Genomic DNA, 21,970 nt, shown 5'->3' with positions numbered 1-21,970 from the left:
ATCAGGTCAGAAAATGCTATACTAGCCATGGACGGAACTCCTTCGGATGGTGGGTAAGCACTTCCATCGTGGGACTTCCGTCCTTGTTTGTCAAGCAATGCTTTCATCATAACTCACATCAAGCGTATATATATACCCCTCAATCCGTTCATCCAACTATTAGTGATTAAATAGCTCTTCTATTATCTAGACTAGTCCAATACCTTTGTGATAGTATTGTCTCACTAACCATTTATGTGATATATGTATGGGGGACATTATCTATGACTATTATTAGAGATACTTATATGGTCGATGGTGTACCAATAGAAATTAATATAGAACTCGATGAGGCTGATACTGCTAATTCTTTTTACGATCATAGCCAACGATCTGTGACTGATGTTCTTACTAAAACGCAAAATGTCTTTCGACAAGGCTTGAACCTAGCCCGCGATTGTGCAAGTATGGCTTATCAGGCTATACAAGATATTGATATGGCTATTCGACCAAGCGAATTTGAGATTCAGCTTGCGATTAAATTAAATACCGAAACCGGGGCCATTTTGACAAAGCTGGGGGCAGAGGCTCAATTGCAGGTAAAAATGTTATGGAAGCACAAATAAATTTGAATAGTTTTTCTTTACGAGTCTTACCGTACAGTCGTATTGTTGGACAAAAGACACTGAAATTGGGACTAGAATTAGCTTTTATTGCACCTCGACTGGGCGGTGTTTTGATTAGCGGACATCGAGGAACAGGCAAATCTACAACAGCTCGTGCGTTCTCCATCATGGTATCAAAATCTATGCCTGTTACTTTACCTATAAATGCAACCGAGGATAGAGTTATTGGTGGATGGAAGATTGATGCACTTATGAACAGGAAAGCCAGACCACAGCCTGGTCTTTTAGAGGATGCCAATGGTAAGTTGCTTTACATTGATGAGGTAAATTTACTTGATGATCATATTGTAAATATTATTCTAGATGTAACTTCGACGGGAATCCTAACAATTCAGCGTGAAGGACGTAATGAATCTAAACCTATTCAATTTATGCTTGTTGGTACAATGAATCCTGAAGAAGGGAATTTACGCCCACAACTATTAGACCGATTTGGCTTAATGGCAGATATATCAATCGAAAAAGATATCAATATTCGTTCTCAGATACTACAAACAGTTCTTGAATTTGATGCTGCTATATTCGAGCTACAGCAAAAGAAAAAGTCTTCATGGATTACTCAAGCCTATAAAGATAATAATTATTGTTATCAATCTCTTATTACAGCAAGAGAGAAATTTGCAGATACAACATTATCGACTGATAATAAAGAAGTATGTATACATATAGCAATGGGATTTCAGTCAGAAAGTCATCGAGGAGACTATATTCTTGCCTTGGCAGCACGTGCGCTAGCTGCAAGAGAAGGAATGTCTGCCGTAACGATTGAACATATTCGTACTGTAGCCCCATTGGCACTCCAACATCGACGTCAGAATTTTAATCAATCATGGAATAAAAATGATGATGATTTACTAACAAGATTGATTAGTAAATATGAATAGAATCTACCAAAAATTTAATCATATTCTTGCTGCATCTGTTATGGTTCCTGGATTAAAAGGGATTCTGATATTAGATGCACATCCGCAACTACTTGTATTAATGAAGGATATCCTTAGCGAGATAATTTCAATAGTAGTGAATCCACCTGATCATGTTTATCTTTCCAGTATAGAAGATGAAGATACCTTGTGGGGAAATAAATCAATTAGTTCATTCTTACCCAGTTATACAGGGCTTTTGAGAGAAAATAATGGATTACCGCGTATTGTGACTATACCAGATATTACACGATTAAGTCTAGCTGCTCAACGGGCATGTGTTGTTAGTATTGGTAGTGATATTATTTCATTAGAGCGTCATGGGCAGCACGAATCATGGATTCCAAATACATGGTGGCTTGCTGCTTGTTCAAGAAGGGATATTGGAGATGTTTCTCCTCACTTACTTGATCGGTTTACCTTGCGTTTACAATCTCCATTAACTACGGATATAAGCGATTATGAACAATTTTCTTGTTCTATGAATTCGGATAATTGGAAGATTGGATTGGCCTCAATCAATAAACCGTGGCCTGTATGGGATGATAAATTTTTATCGTTTGTTGCAGCAATGTTTCCTAATGCTACAAGTATGAGACGAGATATTACGCTTGCTCGATTAACAATAGCACTGGCTCGAATAAAAGGGCAAATACAAATTACTAATGCTGATGTGATTGATGCTGCTGAATTATTGGGAGTGATACCAGAGGCTAAACGCTATCACAATCATATTTCTTATAATCAAGATACTATAGATGGTGATAAGGATATAGAGCCATTTACTGATATATCAGAGCCTCAATCAGTCGGAAATTTATCCGAACCAAGCAAATTATTAAAAAAAGATGTAGATGAGGTGATTTCTTCTAAACAAGAATCTGATATTGAATTATTTGATAATACTGATATCTTGATAGAAGATCTGTATCCTGAAGATAAAATTATTTCCAATCACGATATTTATTCTTTACAAATTCCTATATCAACACATAAATTTCGTATAAAGCCACAAGGTGTACATATTGGAGTGAAATCTGCAACAACGCTTAGTGATATAGCTATTGTACCGACAATTTTATCTTCTATCATATACCAACCTATTCGTAGATCAAAAAAAGGTAAGTTGAAATTATTTTTATCGGATCTTAAATCGTATCGAAGACTTACTGTATCAAAAAGCATCTTGATACTCTTGATTGATTATACTTCTTTAAAAGAAGTAGATCTAGAAAAAGTTTTAGAATATCATTTCCAGTGGGCTTATAAAGAGCGTTCACCTATCGTAATTATCCAGGTAGGAATAGAGAGAGAAGATGCATTGTATGAGTTACGAGCCTATAAAATAGAAATGAAAAATGTATTATCTCCTAATATGGCTAAAGCTTTAAATGCTTTTCCTGGAAAAGCAACTCCTTTGGCACATGGCTTTGAATTGGTTTTAAAGACTTTACAAAATATATTAAATCGCGGGCGTAATACTATTAATGCTGCTCGTTTGGTGATTTTGACGGATGGAAGAGGAAATGTTCCATTAAATGCAAGCTACACATTAAATTATCCTTATGGTATAAAACGTGAAGGAATCGAAGATACGTTATCTATAGCCGATAAAATTAGAGATTTTCAGCGATTAGAGTCTTTTGTTATTAGTCCATTAATTTCTACTTATGTTAATTTGCCATTAAATATTGCTGGCGCATTAGATGCTTCTTTTGAAGTAATTGATACTTATCTGTACAAAAGGTAATAAGTATGAATGAAATGTATAAATGGTTTTTTCAATTAGATATATATGGTGCTACAACGAATGAAAAAGGTGTATGGGTTTTAAATCCAGGTTCATTATATATTGTTAATGTATTTACAAATATAAATGAGTCGAGAAGAATTAGGAATTTTTCATCGGATATAGAAAATCAAAATTCAATTTATATTATAGAAGATATAGTTATAAGTATTGGTATTGACGAACCTAATGATAATATATATTTTGATGATTTGCGTTATATTGTGAATCCATTGAATCATCATAATAAAAGATATACATTTAATTTACGTGTATCTAATACAGTAAATAAATTTTATTTCTACTTGAATTTACGATATAACTTACCTAAATCACATTTTAGTCAAATATTGACATCAGTTATGATAGAAGTTGATGGATTAGAAGATAATTCATCAAAAATGGATCTTATACTGAAATCATCTAATATCAATCCTGAAGAAAAATTACCACATAAGACAGCTATTCTTTATGTGAATAATCCTTCTGAAAAGAAAATTTATTTACAAGGATGGGCAGGTAATAATTATTTCAGTCAAGATATTAAAGATTATACAGAAAAATCAATAGCTGACTTAATAATTGACGAAAAAGATCCAAAGAAAATTAGAAATATTTTTAAATATTTATCAAGGAATAAATTTTCTGAATTGATAATATGGTTACGAGAATTCTATAATATTTGTCAAAGTGAATTTTCATTAATAATTTATGATAAAACAGGATTTGAAATACCTTGGGAATTAATACGTTTAGATAGAAAATTATATTTAGGAATTATTGCAAATATTACACGTTGGACATTGATAAGAGGTGTAAATGGATATGATAAGCTATTGAGCTTTCAGAATTTTGAATTTTCTGGAGATATTGTGGCATATATAGATGACAAGGAAATAGAATATTCGCAAGAAGAGAGGAGTAATCTTGATATATATAAAACAGATATATATTTTGGGATACCAGAATTTGTGGATAGAATATCTAATACTCTTGATAATATTGGATTAATTTACCTTGCATGTCATGGGATATTTGTTCATAATCATAAATATGAAACATCAATTGGATCATTCAAAAATCCTTCAAATAATATCGTTGCTGTAGATCTAGAGGAAGTTGAAGAGCATGATACTAAATATAGAATTGTATTTATAAATGCCTGTCACTCTGGTCGGCTTATTCTGGATGCTGATGGACCATATGGACTACCAGAGACGGCTCTTGCTCTGCTTGCTCATGGATATATTGGCACGATGGGTCCCATAGGATGTTTGCATGCGGCTCAAATTGCGAAAAAAATATTTCATGCATCAAATAGTAGTAATTCTATTTATATTGCTGAAATATTACGCCAGATTCGAGGGCATGCCCTTGATACTTTAAATAAAAGTGATACTAAAGAGAATTGGCTTAATTTTCTTTATACATCAATGTATGTATATTATGGAAATCCTTTCGTATTTCTAAATATTAGCCGAAAATCTTTAGGTAATATTGTATGATAAGTAAATCATCAACAATAAATATAAAACCATTGATCAGCTATCCTAAAGAAGCCGAAGCTGGAAAAACATATGTTTTAACAGTCGATATTGAGCTATCGGATAAGAATATTGAATGGACATCTTCTAGTGAAGAGTATGAATTCTACTGTTTACTAGAAACAATGCCCTTATTTAGTTATGAACCCATTGATACATCATCGCTAATATTACATCGTTTTGGGGGTACATATGGTCCGGCAAGATTCCTTATAACTGCCACTGATAAACCCTGTACAGGATCTTTTCGTATTGTTTTAATAAATAATGCGGGTATACCAGTTTATACTATAAGTATAAATGATGTACAAATAGTAGATAGAAAAAATATACCAAATAAATCCGTATTAGACAAAGATTTCATAAATAAATTGCTAATCATTGATTTGATAATGCACGATAATGGTACAGCGAAAGTTGTTATTGATGGACGAGTGTTGGGCACGTTCGATCCCCAGCTGTTGCTCGCCCAGCGCCCGCTGGCCACGCCCGATGCCGATGGGATTGCCTATGGGGATGCGTTGTATACGGCGTTGCACGGTGAGCACTGGCCCGCTGATTGGCTGGTAGCTCCCGCTCCTGATCCAGAGGCCGTCCTCGCGATTCGGAGCAGTGATCCGATTCTTCAGGCGATTCCATGGGAGTGGTTGCGCATCAAGGGACGGTGGGCGATTACCGAAACTCTGTTCATTCGGTTAGTCCCCATGACCGAACGCATGCAGGCCCAGCTGGCCGCGAATCGGCCTGATGGAACACAGCCCTATCGGTTGGTCGTTCAATCCTGCGAGCCGTTGCTGTGGAAACGGGATGGGCAGTGGCAACCCCTCGATGCGCTTCCTGCATCGCTCCTCGTCACACCGCTTGCCCAAGAGGTGCAGCAGGCGATCCCCGCGCTGCCCGTGATTTGGCACGATCTGGCCCCGACGATGAATGCGTTGTTGCGCACGATTCCCTCGTATCGAGAACCAGTGATCTACCATTTCACAGGGCATAGCGACTGGCATGATGGCCGACCCGTGGTGCTGTTTGACGATGGCAGCGGGCGGGCTGACCCGAAGGATATGGCGCTGCTCAGCCAGCGGTTGCGCCCGCGGACGCAGTTGGCGTTTTTGAATGCGTGCCATAGTGCGGAAGCCCAGGGTGACACCGCGAGCTTGGCGTTCCAACTGTGCCAGCAAGGGGTTCCGGTGGTGATTGGGATGGATGGCCCGGTGGAAGATCGCCATGGGCAGCACTGGGCCACGGATTTTTATCCGTCGCTGTTGCGGGGTTCCGATCCGCTGACTGCGTTATGGGATGCGCGATTAGCGATGCAGGATCGGGAACGACATCATCCTGCGGTGTGGATGCAGCCCGTGTTGTATGTCGCCGACGGCTACCAGTGGCAGCCGAGCAGGGTGACCGTGGCCGCGCCATTGCCTGCTGTGCGGATTGTGCCACCCATGATCAATGCTCTTCAGGTGACACAGCGCGGATTCATTGGGCGACGGACGGAATTGATTGAGGTGGCGGATCTGGTCGCACTGCATCCGGTGGTCACGGTGCGGGGGGCCGGGGGGATGGGCAAGACTGCCTTAGTGGCGGCGCTCGCGCAACGGCTGGCGTGGCGGTTTCGCGATGGCGTGTATGCCTATTCGTTTGCGAACCAACCATCACTCGACCTTATGGGCGTATTGAGTTGGTGTGCTGGCTGGTTGGGACTGGCGCTTGATCCAACATGGCAGGAAGCAGACGTGCAGCAGCAGGTGATCCAACAGCTACGCGGCAAGGCATGTTTGCTGGTGGTCGATAGCTATGAAACGATTTTGTGGGCCTTAGGTCGCCAAGATGAAGAATCCAATGAGTTGGCCGATCCAGTCACGGTGGCAGATGGTAAGGCATCGATACCGGCTCAGCGGCATCACGCGGCGCAGGCGATTCAGATGTTGTGGGAACAGGTGGCAAGCATCGGGATTAAGTTGCTGTTTACGACGCGCCATTCGCCCATTCGCTTGGAAGGAATTGCGGAAGCGTGCTATCCGCCCGATGGGCGGGGCGGCCAACTCCAAGGCTTGGCCGAAGCCGATGCGGTGGCGTTGTTTGAACGCTGGTGTGGTGGGACGGTATTGCCGCATGACCCACCGCCACGGACGATCATGCAACAGATCGTGCGCCTGATTGGGGCTATCCCGTTGGTGATTCAGTTGACGGCGCGGCGATGGGCAACCATCCCCAATCCGCAGCCCGACCAATTTCTTGCGGATTTGCACATACATCTGGCGGCGGCGCAGACGATTGATGGCGCACACCACCAACAATCGCTGGCGGTTAATATCCGTTTATCGGTCGATGCCCTCGCTCCAGCGATGCAGGCAGCATTGTTCCAGCTGAGTCTGCTCGAGAATCCGCTAATTTGGGGCGAGAATGCGGCGGCGATCTGGGGTTTGACAACGGAGACGGAGGATAGAATCCGCTATGAGACGGCCCAGGCGATTGCCCGCCTGAATCAACTCGAAGCGACCTCGCTGATTCAGGGTGTTGCTGCGGAACAACAGGTGTTTGGGTTTCAGCCCGCGTTGCTGCAAACCCTACGGTATCTGCGAGATCATCCACCCTTACACGAAAGGATGACTACGCCGATGCAGCACGCCCAAACACGGTATGGCCGCTATGCCCATCAGCAGGCAGGGTATTACCGTGCCTACCAAGAAGCAGGGACTTTAACGACCGACGTGCGTGTGAAACTGCCAGATTTGCTGGCTGGACGAGCGTATCTTGCACCCGCCGATGCAGGCCATGTGGCCTATTGGATCGCTGAGATGCAGCGTCAATTTGGCGTGACGGGTGATGCTCAGCGGTTATATGAAGAAGCGTTGCAGATCGCCGAGTCGTGTCTACTACCGACATTACAAAGCAGGGTTACCCATGCCCTCGCGAATCTGTATCGGATGTGGGGGGAGTATGGAGAGGCGGAGCGGTTGTATCGCGAATCGCTGGCGATCAAAGAGAAACTGGGCGACCGCCAGGGGCGTGGGGCGACGCTGCACGAACTCGCGAATCTGTATCAGGTGCGGGGGGAGTATGGGGAGGCGGAGCGGCTGTATCGCGAAGCGCTCGCCATCACTGAAGACCTAGGTGACCGCAAGGGGCGCGGAGCGATGCTGCATCAACTCGCGTATCTATCGGTGGTGCGGGGGGAGTATGGGGAGGCGGAGCGGCTGTATCGCGAATCACTCACCATTGATGAGGAACTGGGTGACCGCCAGGGGCGTGGGGCGACGCTGCGCGAACTCGCATATCTGTCTGTGGTGCGGGGGGAGTATGGGGAGGCGGAGTGGCTGTATCGCGAATCGCTGGCGATCAAAGACGACCTGGGTGACCGCCAGGGGCGTGGGGCGACGCTGCACGAACTCGCGACTCTGGCTCGGGTGCGAGGGGAGTATGGGGAGGCGGAGCGGCTGTATCGCGAATCGCTGGCGATCAAAGACGACCTGGGTGACCGCCAGGGGCGGGGGGCGACGCTGTACGCCCTCGCGCATCTGGCGCAGGTGCGGGGGGAGTATGGGGAGGCGGAGCGGCTGTATCGCGAATCGCTGGCGATCCACGACGAGCTGGGCGACCGCCAGGGGATCGCCAGCACCTGGGTGATGTTAGGTCAGCTGCGACTTCAGCAAGGCCATGCTGATGGGCAGCCGCTGCTTGAGCAGGCGTATGCGATCTTTCTCCACCTCGGGGCAGTTCGCGAGGCTGAGCAAACGAAGGCCATCCTTGATCAGATCGCGCAACCCTCTCTCGACGAGCATCTTACCCAATGGATGACAAGTGCGCGTGACATCGCCGGATTTGAATCTCTGCTAGAGCGCGTCTGTCAGTCCGTGGTGGCGGCGCTCAAAACGGGTGACCCTACTGCCCGCGAGCAGGTTGCGGCACAAATTGACCCACTCGCAACAGACGGATTGCTACCAATGAAAGGGGCTACACGCTTTGTGCAGATGCTCCAAGCATGGCTTCGCGGCGATGAAGCCCAATGGCACATGCTGCTCCCGCAGTTAAGCGAGCAATGGCAAGGCACTATCCAGGCAATCTACCACGCCGTCCAAGCTGACCCCAATGACACGCCGGAGCAACGGATTGCGAAGCAATTACAACCCTATCTCAATGCAGCCCAGCAGGCCATAGCGAGCGGCGATACCACCCAATGCGCTAAGGTTGCTGCCGACCTTACCACCCTTGTGGAGCGCGTGAGAGACGGTGAAGTCGAGGATTCGCCATGGATGGATGCCGCACACTTTTTGGCTGCGCTTGTGACGATGCTCCAAGGTGATCAGCCCGATGCGACCCGGCTGACACCGTTCTATCAAACCCTGTTGGTCCAGATGCACCCATCGCTGAGTATTGACACGCGCATTGCGGCATGGGTGGCAGGTGAACGCGATGAGGCATCGTTTATAGGATTGCTCGACGCGATTAATCAGGCCGTGGTTGCCGAGCTACAGGGCAATGACGAGCCTTCACGACAGGCACTGGTAACCCAGCTTGATGCGCTTGGTCAGCGCGATGATCTGCCCATGGATGACGCGCGTATCTTTGTGCAAACACTTCAAGCGTGGCTACGTGACGATGAAACTCAGTGGCAAATGTTGCTTCCGCAGCTGAGTGACCGTTTCCAAGCCGCCATCGCGCAGATGCAGATTGCTGTTCATCCGATCTATCGCCACGTTATGCCCCTGTTGCAGGCCACTGCCGATGCGCTCCACCGCAATGATCCCACCGTTACCGATCCGCTTGTCGCACGCCTGAGCACCATGAGCGATCAAGCTGCCGAGGGGGAATCAGAGGATTCGCCATGGATGGATGCTGCCCGTGCGTTGCGAGCAGCACGAGCACTCCTTCAGGGGGAGGCAGTTGATACGACGGGATTAGCGGAGGTCTACCGCAATATCATTATTGGGCTTCAGTCGATAGCGACGAATCGGGCGGAATAAATGTGGTGCGGGATGGGCATGTTTGGTGTCCATCCCGCGTGTGGAAATGATGAGAAGAGGGGGGAAAGAGACATTAATTTGTGTTAACCACAGGGGCTGATTTGTATCCAATATCAGTACCCTATGCCCAAAAAAAGACTTAATCCAACGGCAGATCCAAGTGTTCCCAATGCATGAGTTTGATCGCCATTTCAATTGATTCATCAGGATTGCCCGTAGCGGTGCGCCCATCATCCGCTGTAGCAAAACAGCCATAGCGATAGTGCGGATTTGCCCGTGTGCCATTATCAAGGATTTGAACGGTAACGCATTGTACCCTCCCGTCTTTTGCATTCCGCACGAGTTCAAACGTTTCTAGCACTCGTGCCACTTCAAATACCCCGTTGACGTTGGCTAACTCAGTAAAGAGTGCATCGATGTGCATTCAAGTCTCCTTCTATAGTTTAAGAGGTTGCTTATAGTGCTTACGAACGAATCACCTTATCCTCAATGATTGCCTCGATATAATCATAGGCTTCAACCTCTGTACCTTCAAGCACAATTTCGTTACCGTTGAGTACATACCATATACCAATAGGCGTATCAAAATTGGTTGATTCATTCGCCATATACTTAAGCCGTAATCCAACGGTGGCCGCACGATCATGTATTGTTGTTATATAGTCGCTTACCCGCTCACTCCACGCTTCGAGATCACCCGGTTTGAGTGTGAGTGTGGATGGATAGGCAAGGATCGTACTTGGTGGGATGCTATGCTTCGGCTTTTGGGAGTGTCGGTTAGCTGGCATCAGTATCCTCATTGATGTGTCTCGTTCTCCTCTTCATAGATCTATCATAACATAGAAGTACATGTTTTAATTACACGAAGGTAGGTATTTTGAAGGCCTTCAAAATACCTACCTTCGTGTGCAATATCTTACCCATGATGATTAATCCTGAAAAATAGATGAACGGGTGTATTTGAACCAAAATCTACAGTTTTAGAGCGTTATAGACCAGTCTTAATATCTGACACACATCGCTAATTTGTGATGAAACTTGATACATTTAGCATGAGGAAATCTCACTATTTGTGACGAACTACAATACCAGTGATTTCCTAGTTGTGGAGAAAAAGGAGACCTTAATCATCTTTCTCTACTCATTGTCGAAAGATGCGGATGTATTGTATTATAGAGATAGAAAATCAATATGATGAATATAATCGTTCAATAGATCAAGAATAGAGGTTAGTTCAAATGAGTGAAATAGAAAAAGAGATCGAATCACTTCTAAAACAGCGCAGCACGCATAGTGATAATTTGCGATATCTTAATGAGGTTAAGGCTCAATACGGGATTAATGTTCCAATCGAAATACGTAATTCAATCAATGGTGTACAAGAGGAAATAGATTCTATCGACGAAAAACTTATAAGACTTAATCACCTTCCTGAATCATTATTTTCTATCAATATTCTTGAGAGAATAGAAAAAATAGAGCGCGTCATTGAAAATTTTCAAAGCGTATTTAATCAATATATTAAGCCGTCAGACTTTACTTGGGGTGAACAATGGTATCATTATGATGATGAGAAAATAATTCTGCGAGATAATACTACTTATTTTTATAAAGATTTAATTCAAACTGAAAGAAGATTTGAGGTTGAATTAGAAAACTCGCTCGATATCATGCATATGGTACTGTATATTCATAATTTTACAAGAAGTTTTACCAATCGAGTTTATGAAAATAGTAATGATTGGGACCAAAAAAAATTTTACTTATTTAGTATAAAAAGTATAACACCTCTTTTTTCATCACCAGATAATCAAATTATCTATGAAAAACCGATATTTTCATTAAATAATAGGTTTATTGCCTATAGTTTCGCATATGATTTCTCCTCATCTTCTCTTCCAAGTACGTATATCATTGATAATGAAGGCAAAGAGCCAGACCATAATGTAATAAATACGGTGGATTGGAAAGAGAGTATTGCAATTTTTGATATTTATTCACAGACGACAAAGATCCTTTGTACAGAGACGTGTGAGAATGGTTATGCAAAATGGGCTGAGGCAAGAAATTTCTTAAATATCCGATTTGTTAATAACGATAGTGCCTTATTTTGTGTAACTGGAACTCGAAGAGGACTTGAAAAAACATGGTACATCCCATTAGATGGGAGCGAGATAAAACAAGAAATGAATCCTTTCTGGAATGAACAATGATCATAGACTACCTGATTGAATAGATCTATGGTATATCCATCGAAATCTTAAATAAAGCAATTTATGAAATACCTTAAATAGCATCACCAATAATGTATACTATTCATACTCTACTAGGGAGTATTCTTAACGTGAGTAATAATAGGCTTTTAGTTCAATTGAAACAAGAACTTGAGTCAACTCAATCCGGTAGCTGGCATGAGGTAGCTGCTTGGATTGCGAAGGCAACGCCCATAATTCAACGCTATTATCCTCATGATTTGGTATATTTTCAACGTATTGCCGTTGCCCCACCAAGACTTGGATTACCCCGCGTTGGAGGATTACGGAGCACATTTAAGAATGATGTATCCCTCGCTTTTGATGCGTTAAATGATAAGGCGACAGCAAGTGAACAAAGAACAAATCATCAGCGAATTGACCATCCAAAAAACAAGATTTTGAATTTTTTGGATGGTCTCATAGTTTTAGAGATCAACAGCTTAATACAAGGGAGTGATGTTATGAATGAGCTTGAGGGGCTTGCCAATCCGATTTTGATGCAAGGTGTCGCGTTTCTTTTCAACGAAGTTAAGGAAATTTTAGCGGAGCGGCGCAAATCGCGTGCTGACCGTAAAGAGCCTGATGATACGCCGATTCTCAGTACGGGACTCCAAACAGCCGAGGAAGTGCTCAACCTAAAACCGAAAGAAGTGAGGCTCAATGATATTAACGAGGAAATAAAACACTGTATTAATATGATTGAGCGGTATCGAAAAAATCAACGCTACGCGGAAGCTGCTATCCAGCAATTCGGAAATATTTTTCAGGCTCCTCCTATAAAACGTAGCGAACTCGAAGACGCCGAAAAAAGTATCCAAGAATATGCACAGCGATTAAAAAATACTATTGAAAAAGTATATGGCCATAAGATATCTATTGTTGGGCTATTGTAATGAGTTTCCAACTCTCCCTGACTAATTAAGTAGAATATCTTATAGAGGGTTGAATACAATATTCATGTCATGAAACGCCATCAAAATACATTAATTAATGGTACATTTGTGTGAGTTTTGCTGGTAAACCGCTCTTGATGTGCATACTATGCGTTCATCGTATCCGCCTGATCTATGAATGAATGGCCAGGACATCAAAGGTTTACTGACAACACCTATCCAAATTCTGTGATACCACCAGTATCAAAAATTTTTGTCCAGCGCTGTCTGAATCGGTGTATTATGGACACCGCTTGCTGATACGATCTTTCACAAGTATCACAGGAATCAGCGGATGGATCATTCTATAGCTATTGAATTTTTGCTGGTGTATCGTCTCGTGACACGAATCTTATTATTACTCCTATTAGCAGCAGTTAAAAGGAATTGCCACTAGTGATCTATTCATGGAGCAACACTGGTGGTTTATCATTATGACAAATGGCGAATAGTGATAGCAATGTTAGTCCTGAGCCATTTGCATAGCATAAACGCAATCTAACCAGCCGCTGGTTTGCCTAGGCACTCAGAGGCTGGCTTGCCGAAGCCATTGCAAGCGCTGAAGAAATAACGGTCGCTCCTCAGTAGCAATCTCTTGTTGAATGCCTTCTTCGAGCAGTGCCATAATTTGATGATCTGCGATAAGTGGGCACATGGCGACGATATGCTGGATTTCCTCAAAGGATTTAGCCACTTGAAACGCCTCGAAGGCAGTCTCAAGTAGTTTATCGATAGAATGTTCGTTCATTGTTGGGTTGATTGCCTGCTTAATCTCGCCGATCAGAGCATGGGCTGGTAGCAAACCAGCGGCGGCTGCCTGTTCGAGGTGTATCAAAGCGGTTTGGAGTTCTCCTCGTTTTGTCAGTAAGACACCCATGCCCAAGTGGGCCTGAGGAATTTGATCATCAAGGTCTAAAGCCAACGTTAAGTCCTCATGGGCTTTATCAAGTTCGTCAACGAACGTCCATATACTACCGCGAAGCGCAAGCGCAGGAGCATGCCGTGGTTCGATCTGAAGAGCTTGAATGACGGCTTGAAAGGCTCCGTCAAAATCATCGCACTGCATCAGCAATGTGGCGTGTAGCACAAGGAGATCAGGGATCTGGGAGTCTATTGACAGCGCACGTTCGGTATCGCGCAGCGCTTCATGTGGGCGTTGGTATACGCCGCCATATAAGAGAGCCCGTTGCGAGAGCAAGAGTATCGAGTAAGGCCCCTGCGCTATTGGTATGATTCCGTCGATATGTTGAAGTCCCTGATTGATTTGTTGAAAGGCCTCACCGTAGCGCTGCTCCTGTACGTAGCAAACGGCGCGGTTATAAGCCAACTGTACAGCGAAGATCGGCTGTGGGTTTGGCATAAGCTCCATGAATGTGTCAAGGTCAGCGGTTGCTTCTTCTAATCGGCCCAGCGCGATTTGGACGCCGGCGCGACCGATGTAGGCTGGGGCAAAGAGGGGCATCTGCGCGATAGCAGTATTGCAATCGGCTAGGGCGGCCTCGGTGTTTCCTTGCAACAAAGCGATGGAACCGCGACCAACATAGGCAGGTATGAGATCGGACTCGAGTCGGATAGCTAGGTCATAATCCTCTTGTGCGGCGACTATACGCCGCTCCAGCATGGCACAGTCAGCCCGAATGCTATAGGCGTACCCCGACTCTGGATTCGCTTGGATCGCCGATTCGGCATCAGCCAGCGCCTTCGGGAGGTCGTTAAGTAAGAGGTAAAGGTTTGATCGATACGCATATGCATTGGAGGGCGCTTCGTTGTAGGCAATCGCGTGGGTAAAATCCTCAAGCGCGGCTTCATATTGCCCGAGATCGCGGTTGACCATTCCTCTCAATTCGTAGGATAGACCAGATCGGGGGTCTAAATGCAGAGCGCTGTTTGCGTCCTGCAGTGCTGCTTCTAATCCTATTTGGCTGCCGTGATCATGCAAAAAGCCGCGCTGTTGATAGGCAAGATGCTGAATGCGCATGAGATCCTCTTGGCTATCGGTAAATTCCTGACTGAGCGACAGGCATTCGGTGATAGCCTCGGCAAAGCGGGTGTGTTTAATCAGGATGATTAGATAGAGGCGATGGATATTGAAATCGCTTCGTTCCAGGGTACGGGCGCGCTCAAGAAGCTTTATAACCTCCTCGTTGTAATCAATCGTAGCGAGCAATGTGCTCTTGAGCCAAAGCAGGTTGGTGTTCCAAGGGTCAAGCATAAGCGCCTGATGCGCTTCTTGAATTGCCTGATCGAGCTGTTTTCGGGTTTCATAATACTTCGCCCGCCAAACATAGTCGTCCACATTGCGCCCAAAGGTCAGCGGATCGTAACCGGCACTAGTGCGTGCATCAAGCTCGCGTTCGCGTTGCGAGGCCTGTTCCCACCAAGCAATCCATCCCGTAGAGTTGTCAGTGCTTAGCCCGTAACGCGTTGGCCAGCGTTGCTGGTTGGCTCTTCGCTGAATGGCCGCGTATTGGAAGGAATTCTCGTCAAGTGAGAAAATACGATCAAGATCTTCCTGGGCATCCTCAAATCGTTCTAGATCAAGCAAGATATCAGCTCGTTGCAAGAGCAGCCCGGTTGACATGGGATAGCGACTCAATCCCTCGCTGACCAATTGTAGAGCGTATTCTGGAGAAGAGCGCCAACGCCAGCATCGGATGAAAATCGGCATGAGGGCTGGATTGAAATCAAAAATCGCCGGATTAAGTGTGACAGCACGCTGAATATCGCTAATGATTCGCTCGATCATCTCATCGGGCGGCGGTGGCGTATCACTGGCAAGATTCAGCGTGCCGTGGTGGATCGCCATGATGGTCGCCCGTCCAGCCCAAGCATCAGCTAACTGACTGTCAAGTGCGAGCGCCCGATTAACACATTCAAGGGCATAAGCGTAATTCGAATCATCCTCCGCATCGGTTACCAGTGCCTTGAACACCCAAAATCGCGCGTCGTGCGGATCAGTGGCCAGTAGTTGATCGATGTATGTGTTTCTAACTTGTTGCGCCTCTTCACCATCTGCTTCAAACAATATCGCGACCTTCAAATACTGGCCTTCTTTGTAATGCGGATGGGCATCCAACAGGGCGTTGCAAAGCTCCCATGCATCACTCCCATAGCCGAGTGTGAGGAATGAAAACGCCTTTAGAAAAAGAAGTTGAGGCGGGACTTCGTATGCAGCGGGTTGCGCAAGGACAATTGATCGGGTTCGTGCCAGATATGCCAGCGCTGCTTGCGCTTCGTCCCACCCTCGATACCGATCCTCCGGATTGCTGGCTAAGCACCGTTTGATCCATGCTCTCAAATCCGAGGGTACACGCCAGTCGATATCGGCGGGGATATACCCTGCGCTATGAAGCTTGGCCAAATCCGCAAGCGCTTGTGAGATGGCTTGTGGACTCGACTCTTGCCCTGGACGCACGACAGGAAAGGCTAGGCGGCCTGTCAGTAGCTCGTAGGTGATAGCGCCTAAGGCGAAGATATCGCTGCGGGCATCGAGCGGGGTGCCACGCACCTGCTCCGGGGACATATAAGGGATGGAGCCTGCTTGCGGATTGGAGAGCGCTTGGACAAGGCCAAAATCGGATATACGCATGGTACCACTTGAATCAACGAGAATATTGCTTGGTTTTAAGTCGCAGTGCACGAGATCTGGCATTTGGCGCGTGACGAATAGCATAGCAGTGATTATTTGCCAACAAGCCACGACGGCCTCTTTGTTGGTAAGTTGACCACGCTCTTGCAGAAGTGTGTCTAGACTAAAAGACCGTTGATCGGAATCGACTATGGCCTCGGACAAAATGTACGGTTGTTCGCCTACCATCAGAAACCCTAAAGCCGCGACAATGTAGGGATGGAAGCCTAATCTTAACCAAACCAGAGCTTCCTTGCGAAACATATTGCGCCTATTGGTATCCCACGCCACTGTATTATTGAAGGTTTTGAGTGCTACGGTTCCCAGACCGATGTTGCAGAGGTAGACAATCCCCTGTCCGCCTTTCAAAACCTGAAAAACATGATATTCTCCTACAATGATATCGCCGACCTGATATTCGATCATGACTGCTCCCTTCGCAAACTCGTTCTGCCAGAGAATGGATGGAATTTTTAGTGAGGATGGATTGATAGCAACGCTACCTATTGAGGTAATATATCACTTGCAAACGGACGAGGCTAGACAACAGAACGTACGATATGATGAGAGTCGTTGCAGTCGTTCGCGATTTTCGTTTGTGACAAAGATGCAATTAACCAACAGGGCTTAAACGCACGGCCCCCCCGAAACATGGAATCGAACATATGTTCGCTTTTACCCGTGCGATAGAGCCTGACAAATACGCTGAGCATAAAACAGATCGTCTCTATCGATGAACATTGATCGTTATCACAGGAATCGGCGGAACAACCAATACCACCAGCCATATCCAACGGGTCTCGAGGCCACGAAGCTGTCCTGGGCATTCGTCACGCGAAGATCCGATGCTGCTGTCATCTCCGGAGTACGCTGGTGCCATTAATGATGCCGATCGGCTGTGGCGGCGAACGAAACAACACGGTTAATCAACGGGTTCGCCATCGTTCGTATACGCACATACGTTTGCTGCCATGTTTCGGGGGCCGCGCGTTTAAGCCCAACACTGTAACGACAGGTTGCTCTGTAAGGAGGGATTTATGGCTAAGTCGTATGCACAAATTTTGACTAAAGACCTCCGGGAAATCCTGAACATCCATCGGAGAAATCTAGGTATACTTGAAATTCAAGCCTCTCAAGTTGGGATTCACATCTCCACGGAATTAAATAATAGTATTTATCGCGAACAGCAAGCGATTGAATCAATTATGGCTGAGTTCGAGTTTCGCCAAGCAGAACCTATAGCGATGGCTGAAATTAATGCCAACGCTCCATATGCCTACTTGTCCTTGATGAAGGATAATCAACGCTTAAGTACCCACGGACTTGCGTTTGATTATGTGACAATGGGGCGATCTCAATGTGCCATTATCATTGCGCAAACGTACGGTATGGTGAGTAATCTTCACTGCGCAATAATCAGGCAAGGCCGACGTATGTTTATTCAAGATCTTGAAAGTCGGAGGGGAACATATCTCAACGATGATAAAATACAAGATCGCCATCAATTGAAGGTTGGTGATCAAATCACCTTGGGGCCGAACCAAAATACTGAGTCAGCGGTTTTTTTATTTCACCAGTATGAAAAGGTCATTCCAACAAAATAACTTTTTCGCAGCGGTTACCGAACGTCAAGGCGTGCACTATATATGGCTGGTAGCAAATCAAATGGGGATGATTTGGTGTGAAACCCTTAACACTGATCTTGGTATTAATGGCTATCTTGAAATAATTCTTCATGGAGCGCCGATTGGGTTAATTACACTTCAAATTATGAAAGAGTTTTATTCGGATGGGAGCAAACTAACATTTAATTTCCAAATAGTTTTGCACTCTTGGTGCGGCCGCGTGACGCGAAGGCACGTGATGGATTAGGCACCAAGACGAACGTGCCGATCATCATACCCATGATGAGTAGGTGCCGTTTCCGAGAACGAGTGCCGAACATATGCTTCCTCTAAAAAGAACACTTGACCATTGTTAGCCACATGTATCTGATTGCACCTCGCACGAGTCGTGGCAGCCACTGTGTGAAACTGGGGGAGAGAGCCCTCCCCTAGCACCCACCTATTAGGCCCAAACCCAAGATTTTTACATCCAGCCGCAACATGGCGTGTTTTAGGCCATTAGAATAGCCTAAAACAATGATTGCCATCTTTGCGATTATCTTCCAATATTCATAAAAAAGTGACGCTATCCCACGCTATTTTGGCGATTTTTTGAGGCAAAATAGCGGAATTATCTAACAAATAAACTTTTTTTAATGCTATTGCGCCCGGCTGCGAGAAACTTGGGTTTAGGCCTTAAGGTGTAGGCAATCCCCGCCGGAGGATTGGGCCTATTCTATCAATCAATACGTACCGCAGAACCGCAGACGGAAACCTCGTTTTAATCCCCGCCAGAGGATTGTGTCCATTCCAAGGCTCAAAAGACGGTCACTGTTGTCACTGCGCCAATTGGGTTTTAATCCCCGCCAGAGGATTGTGTCCATTCCAAGTCCTCTGTGTCCACTTTCGCAAACAAACCAGCTCGCTAAGTAGCATGCAGCCCGATCAAGTGGCCACGTGTTTGCATCATGATGCTAACCAATAAAATTATGTCAAATGACGAGTGATTCATTCCGTTGCTGTGTCCATTTTATCAAGCCTGTCAATCTCCTCCAAGGCCGCTTTCACCTTGCGCACGGTATTGACCGCCGCGCCAGCTGCTGCCGCTGTTGCCCGCAGCGACATACCTGCATGTAGGAACTGGATAATCGCCTGACTGCTGGGCTTGGCCAGCAACACCGCGTTCACCTGGCGTGAGCCTTTTGGTCGGCCAACATGCACGCCTGCCTGCCGCGCCGCCTCCATGCCTGCCTTCGTTTGTTCGCGGTGATACGCTATCTGTGCTGCCCGCTGCGCAGCGAGTTCCTGCTCCAGCTGCGCCTGAACCATCGCCTGCATCGTTAATGAGGGCATGCCATCAACGATGCTCTGTTCAAGATCGCTCAACACCTTCGTAGGCATCCGGCGCAGATCTCGCAGCGTCGCTTTCAGGTCAGCAAAATCGAAATATTCCGTGAAATTGCCGATCGCGCGGCGCTGGCCTGCATACTTAAACTTCACGTATGGCTCCACGTGGCCGCGCTGGGGAAATACCCCTAAAGGCTTGATGGTGGCCGCGCCGATATGGGGCTTGATGGTGGCCTGAATCTCTACAATCCGCTCCTCGATTGGACGGCTCGTCATCCCAACCTTATAAAACCTATCGGTGTCAGTCTGAATCTCCACCACATACAACGCGCACTGCAACACCCGCTGCCACTGGGCGCGGTACAACATTAAATCCGTCTTGGCATCCGCTATCGCGACTGGATTCCCTTCCTTCCATGCTTTGTGCAACCACCAATCCATCTGGTCGTGATGGTCGGCCAAACGCGCATCATGGACCTGGCTAAATAAATTAACGGACAGCATGCCGAAGGGAATTTGGCCAAGCTTGGTTAGTTCATGGCGTTGGGTAAACTCGTTGTAGCGAATCAAGTGTTCTTGTTGCAGCCAGTGGGTCGCACTGCGGCGGCCATCCTTAAATGCTTCGAGTTGGTCAAGGAGTTTGGGGGTCAAATGGAGGGTAAATGAGTGAAAGAAAGGCAATATGGGCAACTCAGTGGTACGATTTGCAGGATTGCAGGTTGGCCCATCATGCGCAAAATGATGCGCGAGCATGTGGCCTTTCTTCGCAATCAGGATCGTATGGCAATAGGGGCAGTGCAGATCGGATCGCCCACGCGGCGTGTCGCTAATATGCACTAAGCCCCGCTCATCAGAAATGCCATAATTGAGCCACATACCCTACCCCTTTTCGTGATACAACATTTTTCGCGTTTTTGGGTTGTTTTGTCGCCCTAAAGTTGTCCTCAAAGTGTATCACGAAAAGGGGGTTAATCTTTTGAAGGTGAATGCGTATCTTTTTTGAGAGATGTTAATCCAGTTTACTTTTTCTTGCTACCAGAGGATGAAGGCTACCATCATCTAAATAACTAAGTGAGCTAGGTAAACCAAAACATTGGCATATTTCAGCCAATATTGGTTTAAGAGCAATTTCAACTGCATTCAAATCTGCGATATTGTTCATAATTGCTCCTCTAAATGTTAGAGGTTCATTGCCAACCAGTGGTCGTCCTAATAAGTCACCTCGTTCATCCATAAGAATTGATAATCCCTCAGCGTTGCAAAGTGTAAGAAAAAAAGCAACTGGTGCTGTAATGTTCTGACTTTGATAAAATCTCAGCGCTCGTCGTGTAGCCTTAATAGTAGCAATATCTATTGCTGGAATGCGAAAACCTTTTTTCAGAGTTCCAATGTTCCAAGCCGCATCTGAAAGGAGGTAAACATCTGCGAACTCTATTGTTCCATCAACAAATATCTGACTATAAGAGCGTCTATAATCACCATCCTTTTCATCCATATATTTTGGTTCTATCTTGTTCTTAAAACTACCCCTAGATATTCGTGAGGAGTCGGGAAACCTCATGAATGGATGAACCATCTCGCATTGTTCTCGGACTTCCTCGCGCCCAAGATCAATAATACTTTCTCCTCCATGCTGATATAAAGGAATGACGTGGAACAATAAGAACGGCTTGATTGAATTAACTTGTAGGCATTCTTCATCTTTATTCACGAATTCTATTCGCTGTCTATGAAATTCTGTGGCTTTGTTTATCAATTCCTGCATATTTATATGGCGTGTAGTTTCGACGCTCTTAATCATTGCTGGAAGAATGCTTTTAAGCTGACCAATTAACGGATTTCTGACTGTTGCCCGATCATGATCGGTTTCATACGAGGTATATTGAAGTACCTTACGAAAGCGAATATCAAAAGGAAGATCCTCTACCTTGCCAAAGGCATTATTAAATACGAGAAGAATACGATCATCCCCCAAGGCATGGAATGCATATCCTAGTTCTATTAACACATTTGGGTTTGGAGTTAACCGTGGACGATCTTGATCTTCGGGATTAATAGATTGACTATTAATAAATGAAACATCGCACACAAAGATGGCTGCGCGCCGAATCTTTTCTAAAATAGTCTCTGCAATATGTCTTGCGCCTTGTACATTCTGTGTATCGCGATCAACAGCCAACTCCATGGAAACCGCATCACCCCTATTTAAATCTTGCACCGCATTTTTTAATGCCTGTTGAATGAGACCACGGTTTGTACTATTTGGTAAGTCAGATTGCCACGAATAAAAGATAGTTAAAGGTTCCATATAATCCTCCC

13 protein-coding genes are annotated in these 21,970 nt (G+C 45.3%); 8 read left to right on the top strand and 5 right to left on the bottom strand.

Annotated elements, in window-relative coordinates; translation table 11 throughout:
- The first annotated feature begins 263 nt into the window (after positions 1-263).
- Genes SE18_RS10940 through SE18_RS10920 form a run of 5 tightly spaced genes read left to right on the top strand, consistent with a single transcriptional unit; the run spans position 264 to position 9,885 of the window.
- Positions 264-605, top strand: coding sequence for a CU044_2847 family protein (locus SE18_RS10940; RefSeq protein WP_054534498.1), 342 nt, complete (start codon positions 264-266; stop codon positions 603-605).
- Entirely contained in the window at positions 590-1,549 is a 960-nt protein-coding gene (locus SE18_RS10935) for an AAA family ATPase (protein WP_054534497.1), read from the top strand. Before SE18_RS10940 ends, SE18_RS10935 begins: the two co-directional genes overlap by 16 nt.
- Positions 1,542-3,338 carry a hypothetical protein gene (locus tag SE18_RS10930; protein ID WP_152976616.1) on the top strand — a complete coding sequence of 599 codons (1,797 nt, stop codon included), beginning with the start codon at positions 1,542-1,544 and terminating at the stop codon, positions 3,336-3,338. The genes SE18_RS10935 and SE18_RS10930 overlap by 8 nt, the downstream gene beginning before the upstream one ends.
- A gap of 5 nt (positions 3,339-3,343) precedes the next feature.
- Positions 3,344-4,882, top strand: a complete 1,539-nt coding sequence (locus SE18_RS10925) for a CHAT domain-containing protein (protein WP_054534495.1) — start codon at positions 3,344-3,346, stop codon at positions 4,880-4,882.
- Positions 4,879-9,885, top strand: a complete 5,007-nt coding sequence (locus SE18_RS10920; RefSeq protein ID WP_236706847.1) for a tetratricopeptide repeat protein — start codon at positions 4,879-4,881, stop codon at positions 9,883-9,885. Before SE18_RS10925 ends, SE18_RS10920 begins: the two co-directional genes overlap by 4 nt.
- A 139-nt stretch (positions 9,886-10,024) precedes the next feature.
- On the opposite strand, the gene SE18_RS10915 is transcribed toward SE18_RS10920, so the two are convergent.
- Both SE18_RS10915 and SE18_RS10910 read right to left on the bottom strand, forming a co-directional pair.
- Entirely contained in the window at positions 10,025-10,309 is a 285-nt protein-coding gene (locus tag SE18_RS10915; protein WP_054534493.1) for a hypothetical protein, read from the bottom strand.
- Between the two features lie 40 nt (positions 10,310-10,349).
- Entirely contained in the window at positions 10,350-10,673 is a 324-nt protein-coding gene (locus SE18_RS10910; protein ID WP_152976615.1) for a hypothetical protein, read from the bottom strand.
- A 450-nt stretch (positions 10,674-11,123) separates the two neighbouring features.
- On the opposite strand from SE18_RS10910, the gene SE18_RS10905 reads away from it, so the two are divergent.
- Complete coding sequence (locus SE18_RS10905; RefSeq protein ID WP_054534491.1) at positions 11,124-12,098, top strand: hypothetical protein; 975 nt, start codon at positions 11,124-11,126, stop codon at positions 12,096-12,098.
- A 131-nt stretch (positions 12,099-12,229) separates the two neighbouring features.
- Complete coding sequence (locus SE18_RS10900; protein WP_152976614.1) at positions 12,230-13,033, top strand: hypothetical protein; 804 nt, start codon at positions 12,230-12,232, stop codon at positions 13,031-13,033.
- Between the two features lie 565 nt (positions 13,034-13,598).
- Here SE18_RS10900 and SE18_RS10895 read toward each other — a convergent pair.
- Positions 13,599-17,126 carry a protein kinase domain-containing protein gene (locus SE18_RS10895; protein WP_054534489.1) on the bottom strand — a complete coding sequence of 1,176 codons (3,528 nt, stop codon included), beginning with the start codon at positions 17,124-17,126 and terminating at the stop codon, positions 13,599-13,601.
- 611 nt (positions 17,127-17,737) lie between these two features.
- On the opposite strand from SE18_RS10895, the gene SE18_RS10890 reads away from it, so the two are divergent.
- The gene (locus SE18_RS10890; RefSeq protein WP_054534488.1) at positions 17,738-18,304 is read left to right on the top strand and encodes an FHA domain-containing protein; all 567 of its coding nucleotides are present in this window, start codon (positions 17,738-17,740) and stop codon (positions 18,302-18,304) included.
- Between the two features lie 1,008 nt (positions 18,305-19,312).
- On the opposite strand, the gene SE18_RS10880 is transcribed toward SE18_RS10890, so the two are convergent.
- On the bottom strand, positions 19,313-20,527 hold the full coding sequence (locus SE18_RS10880; protein WP_054534486.1) for a serine integrase family protein: 1,215 nt from the start codon (positions 20,525-20,527) through the stop codon (positions 19,313-19,315).
- 133 nt (positions 20,528-20,660) lie between these two features.
- Positions 20,661-21,959 carry a hypothetical protein gene (locus SE18_RS10875; RefSeq protein ID WP_054534485.1) on the bottom strand — a complete coding sequence of 433 codons (1,299 nt, stop codon included), beginning with the start codon at positions 21,957-21,959 and terminating at the stop codon, positions 20,661-20,663.
- Between the last annotated feature and the right edge of the window lie 11 nt (positions 21,960-21,970).

This window comes from Herpetosiphon geysericola (assembly GCF_001306135.1).
Lineage (GTDB): Bacteria > Chloroflexota > Chloroflexia > Chloroflexales > Herpetosiphonaceae > Herpetosiphon > Herpetosiphon geysericola.
This window is presented reverse-complemented; position numbering and strand designations above follow the sequence as displayed.

Bases quoted from the DNA above. Each gene is read 5' to 3' on its own strand.
- SE18_RS10940 (WP_054534498.1), top strand. From the start codon at position 264: ATGACTATTATTAGAGATACTTATATGGTCGATGGTGTACCAATAGAA.
- SE18_RS10935 (WP_054534497.1), top strand. From the start codon at position 590: ATGGAAGCACAAATAAATTTGAATAGTTTTTCTTTACGAGTCTTACCG.
- SE18_RS10930 (WP_152976616.1), top strand. From the start codon at position 1,542: ATGAATAGAATCTACCAAAAATTTAATCATATTCTTGCTGCATCTGTT.
- SE18_RS10925 (WP_054534495.1), top strand. From the start codon at position 3,344: ATGAATGAAATGTATAAATGGTTTTTTCAATTAGATATATATGGTGCT.
- SE18_RS10920 (WP_236706847.1), top strand. From the start codon at position 4,879: ATGATAAGTAAATCATCAACAATAAATATAAAACCATTGATCAGCTAT.
- SE18_RS10915 (WP_054534493.1), bottom strand. From the start codon at position 10,309: ATGCACATCGATGCACTCTTTACTGAGTTAGCCAACGTCAACGGGGTA.
- SE18_RS10910 (WP_152976615.1), bottom strand. From the start codon at position 10,673: ATGCCAGCTAACCGACACTCCCAAAAGCCGAAGCATAGCATCCCACCA.
- SE18_RS10905 (WP_054534491.1), top strand. From the start codon at position 11,124: ATGAGTGAAATAGAAAAAGAGATCGAATCACTTCTAAAACAGCGCAGC.
- SE18_RS10895 (WP_054534489.1), bottom strand. From the start codon at position 17,126: ATGATCGAATATCAGGTCGGCGATATCATTGTAGGAGAATATCATGTT.
- SE18_RS10890 (WP_054534488.1), top strand. From the start codon at position 17,738: ATGGCTAAGTCGTATGCACAAATTTTGACTAAAGACCTCCGGGAAATC.
- SE18_RS10880 (WP_054534486.1), bottom strand. From the start codon at position 20,527: ATGTGGCTCAATTATGGCATTTCTGATGAGCGGGGCTTAGTGCATATT.
- SE18_RS10875 (WP_054534485.1), bottom strand. From the start codon at position 21,959: ATGGAACCTTTAACTATCTTTTATTCGTGGCAATCTGACTTACCAAAT.